General features: G+C 38.0%; 2 protein-coding genes. Both read left to right on the top strand.

All coding sequences use genetic code 11. The annotated features are described in order from the left end of the window. Nucleotides 1-546 (top strand): hypothetical protein (locus tag IAE53_RS11220; protein ID WP_200136519.1); only part of this gene is annotated, 546 nt, incomplete at its 5' end. Beyond that, nucleotides 536-1,503, top strand: a 968-nt coding sequence (locus tag IAE53_RS11215; RefSeq protein ID WP_233610774.1) for a virulence-associated E family protein, incomplete at its 3' end; no start/stop codon positions are given. The genes IAE53_RS11220 and IAE53_RS11215, both read left to right, overlap by 11 nt.

Here is a 1,503-nt window from a genome sequence, read left to right as displayed (position 1 = left end):
GATGATTATACTGTGTTTGATTTCGACAGTATGGATGTCTTAGAGACATTTAAACAAGAACACCCTGTGATTATGTCGGGCGTGCACGAACAGTCTGTAACAGGACGAGGAATACACGTTTACTTTGAAAACAATGAGGGATTAACACAGTTCATCGACATCATCAAAGGGTTAGACATTAAAGCCAGTAAAAACAATTATGTAGTGGTTAATCCAGAGACTGATTTAGAAGAGGTTACAGAGCTTCCAGATGAGTTGTGGGCGTTTTATCAGAGTAACAAGTCAAACGGTCGTAAGGCTCAAAATAATGACAATCTTAATGACTTTTCAATACATGAGTTAGACATGATCACTGATGGTTTTGGTGAAGAGGGAACACGTAACGCTAATATGAGTTTGTTGGTTTGGACGTTGCTCACGCTTGGCTTTTCAAAAGGTCAATTAGAAGCCGTAGTTGGTCTAGCTAATCAAAAATCAGGGCTAACCAATAGTGAAATTGAAAAGACAATAGATGCGGCTTGGAGGAAATGGACGAATGGCAACTAAAACAACAGTATTAGCAGAAACAATTCACGATAATATCGACATTCAATTTGATGAGTTTCTAAACGAAATATTCATCAAAAAAGATGTATCAGGTCAAGAAGTATTAATTGAAGCTGGTCGATTAACAGATAGCAAAATGTTTCTGATTCAAGCGTTCTTGGAACGCAAATACGACATGTCATTAACCCAAGCTAAACTATATGACGCCATTTCTATGACAGCAAGCCAGCATGTATTTTCATCAGTGTACGACTGGATAGAATCAAAGCATTGGGACGGTAATTCACGGCTGTGGTCGATTGGTAAAAAAGTGTTCGGCGTTGATGATCCAGCCGTTAACAAAGCGATTGGTATTTGGATAGTCAACATGATAGGCGGTGCTTATGGTGTTGATACAGGTAAGTTTCAGTACACATTAGACATTATTGGTAATCAGGGAACTGGTAAGACATCGTTTCTAAAACGGTTAGGTGGTATTTACTACACAGACCAATTCATGTCATTCACTAAAAAAGATGACTTCGAAATCATGATGAAAAACCTGATTGTTAATGATGATGAAATGCAAGTGACTGAATTCAGTAAAGACAAGATATTCAAAAAGTTTGTTTCAACAAGCGAATTTAGTTATCGCCCTGCTTATGGTCGCAATAATGTGACAAAGAAACGCCACTTTGTGATTGCCAGGACTACTAATGATAGTAGTTACCTAACTGATATCGGTGGTAACAGACGGATTATTCCGGTGATACTAAATGACGCCAAGATTGAGACACCGGCATATCAATTACCAGATGATTGGTACGAAAATGTTTTAGGTGAAGCTAGAGAGTATTACACGATCCATGCTATTAATACTATTGATGATATCAACGAAGACATGAATGTGATTAGCTTTGCTAGTGTGACTGACAATTTGAACGTATTCGCTGAAGTGAATGACACCATCATGAACGT

This window comes from Leuconostoc sp. S50, assembly GCF_016624925.1.
GTDB classification, from domain to species: Bacteria; Bacillota; Bacilli; order Lactobacillales; family Lactobacillaceae; genus Leuconostoc; species Leuconostoc pseudomesenteroides.
This window is presented reverse-complemented; position numbering and strand designations above follow the sequence as displayed.